The organism is Bacillus hominis (genome assembly GCF_018332515.1).
In the GTDB taxonomy this organism is placed as follows: domain Bacteria; phylum Bacillota; class Bacilli; order Bacillales; family Bacillaceae_G; genus Bacillus_A; species Bacillus_A hominis.
The window spans coordinates 1-2,359 of the sequence record NZ_BOQD01000426.1; the positions used below are offsets into that span (position 1 = coordinate 1).

Below are 2,359 nucleotides of genomic sequence, written 5' to 3' on the forward strand. Positions count from 1 at the left end.
AAATTCTATTCTTATAAAATAAGCTCCTTCACCAAAAAAACTCACAAATTAACCAATTAGAGATAGCGTTCGACGACATCTCTGTATTTAAAATAAAAAATTTTATTTATGCTGCTATAAAATAGTAGTTTATGTTATTCTTTTTCCCCAATTGTAGAAAACATTTTTACACACATAAATTCCAGTTTTGCATACCGATGTTATAACATGCTTACAAGGAGGAAAAATGATGCACTACCGTACATTAGGTAAAACTGAAATTACCGTTTCGGAAATTGGCTTTGGAGCGTGGGCAATTGGCGGCGATGAATGGGGACCTGTTAACGACAAACAATCTATAACTGCTATGAAGAAAGCAATTGAATGCGGCGTAAACTTTATTGATACTGCTGATGTATACGGATTAGGCCATAGTGAAAGGTTAGTAACTCAAGCGATAAGAGAGCACCGTAATAATATCATTTTATCAACAAAAGGCGGTTTAATTGGACATCACTATGATCCAAGTGGAGAGCCTGTTTATAATACTGCCGAAAAAGTGATCGCAGTCTTTGAAACTAGCTTACTGCGCCTAGAAACAGATTATATTGATGTTTATTTCTGTCACATTTGGTGGGATAAACAAGAAGAAACAGAAGCATTTTACGCGCATTTGAAATATTAAAACGGGATGGAAAAGTAAGAGCTGTTGGTGTTTCAACTCACGACCTACAATATATAAAACACTTCAATAAAAACGATGAAATTGATGTTGTGCAGCTTGATTACAACATATTAAATCGAAAACCTGAAAATGATATACTTCCATACTTACAAGAGAACAATATAGGTGCTGTTATACGCGGGCCTTTAAAAATGGGGATATTGACCGGGAAATTCACAAACGAAACAACTTTTCCTGACGGAGATTTACGCAAAGAATGGCCAAAAGAAACGTGGTTTCAAGAAGATTTACAAAAAGTAAAGAAACTGCAATTACTCTCAAGTGAAAATCAAACTCTAGGGCAACTTGCACTTCGCTACGTACTTTCACACCCAGCAGTATCCGTCGCAATTCCTGGTGCAAAAACAGAAAAACAGGCAAGAGAAAATGCGGCCGCGTCAATTCGCCCCCTTCTTACAGATAAAGAGTTAACATATATTCGTTCACTATAGAACAAGACCAGCAGTTGGAAATATCCACTGCTGGTCTTGGTTTACATTTAATATTTGAAATCAATATCGTATTCCATTCTTTTCGCAGTTTCTTCAGCAATCTGAGCACCTAACAAATTTTTCACAATATGAAATGACATGTTAATTCCAGCTGAAATTCCTCCAGACGTAATAATATGTCCCTCATCGACAAATTTTACATTCTCTAAAACTTCCACATTCGGAAAATCATTTCTAAAATTTTTAACACTAGCCCAATGTGTTGTCGCTTTGAGGCCATCGAGTAATCCAGCTTTCGCAAGTAAAAGCGCACCGGTACAAACAGAAGTCATTAACTTCACTTCTTTCATTTGCTGACGGATCCAATTTATTATTATTTCATTTTTCATTTCGTTTTCTCTAGCACCTAAGCCACCAGGAATTATTAAAATATCAACTGGAGGTAAGTCTTCGATACTATAATCTGGTTGTACCTTTAATCCATTTCTTGCTGTAATCATTTCTCCATCTTGACTAACAGTATGAACTGTAAATGGTTGACCTTCACTTGTTGCTGTAACGGAAAAAACTTCAAATGGGCCGGCAAAATCTAACACTTCCACTTCATTAAAAAGAAAAATCCCTACATTCCAGTGGCTAATCATAAGCTCACTTCCTCTTGCAAATGATGTAAAAGATGCTCATGCCCTTTCTCTACAGCGATATCAAATGCAGTTTTCCCATCATTTTTCTTAGTCGTTTTATTGGCCCCATGTTCAAGAAGCAATGTAATTATATCTTCATTTCCTAATAATGCAGCTTCATGAAGTCCTGTCCAGCCACCACTTTGCACTGCATTCACATCTGATCCCTTTTCAATTAAGAAAGATACAAGTTCGATTTGTTTGTTTGCAATTGCCGCTTGAAGTGGCGTATTTTCATTTTCGTTTTTCGCTCTAATATGTATATTTGCTCCATGTTCTAAAAGGAAACTTGCTATTTCTTTCTGCCCAAAATAAGCTGCTAAATGAAGCGGTGTCCATCCATCTTCGCTATATGAATTTACAATACTTTGATCCTCGTTTATTATCTCTACTATTTTTTCTTTTTCTCCGCTTATAACTGCTTGTGTTACTGATATGATTTGTTCCATAGTGAACCTCCATTTATAAAGATGTTTTGTATTTCTCCCTTTATAAATTCTATTAATGATGGCCTATTCCTT

Annotated in this window: 2 protein-coding genes and 1 pseudogene; 1 reads left to right on the top strand and 2 read right to left on the bottom strand. The window is 35.8% G+C overall.

Annotated elements, in window-relative coordinates:
• Window positions 1-229: 229 nt before the first annotated feature.
• Window positions 230-1,155 (top strand): annotated as a pseudogene (locus tag KI356_RS25990) (aldo/keto reductase).
• Window positions 1,156-1,202: 47 nt separating this feature from the next.
• On the opposite strand, the gene KI356_RS25995 reads toward KI356_RS25990, so the two are convergent.
• Together KI356_RS25995 and KI356_RS26000 are read right to left on the bottom strand one after the other, a co-directional pair.
• On the bottom strand, window positions 1,203-1,799 hold the full coding sequence (locus tag KI356_RS25995) for a DJ-1/PfpI family protein (protein WP_071772786.1): 597 nt from the start codon (window positions 1,797-1,799) through the stop codon (window positions 1,203-1,205).
• Window positions 1,796-2,287 (bottom strand): ankyrin repeat domain-containing protein, encoded by a 492-nt coding sequence (locus KI356_RS26000; RefSeq protein ID WP_212936888.1) that lies wholly within the window; start codon window positions 2,285-2,287, stop codon window positions 1,796-1,798. The genes KI356_RS25995 and KI356_RS26000 overlap by 4 nt, the downstream gene beginning before the upstream one ends.
• Between the last annotated feature and the right edge of the window lie 72 nt (window positions 2,288-2,359).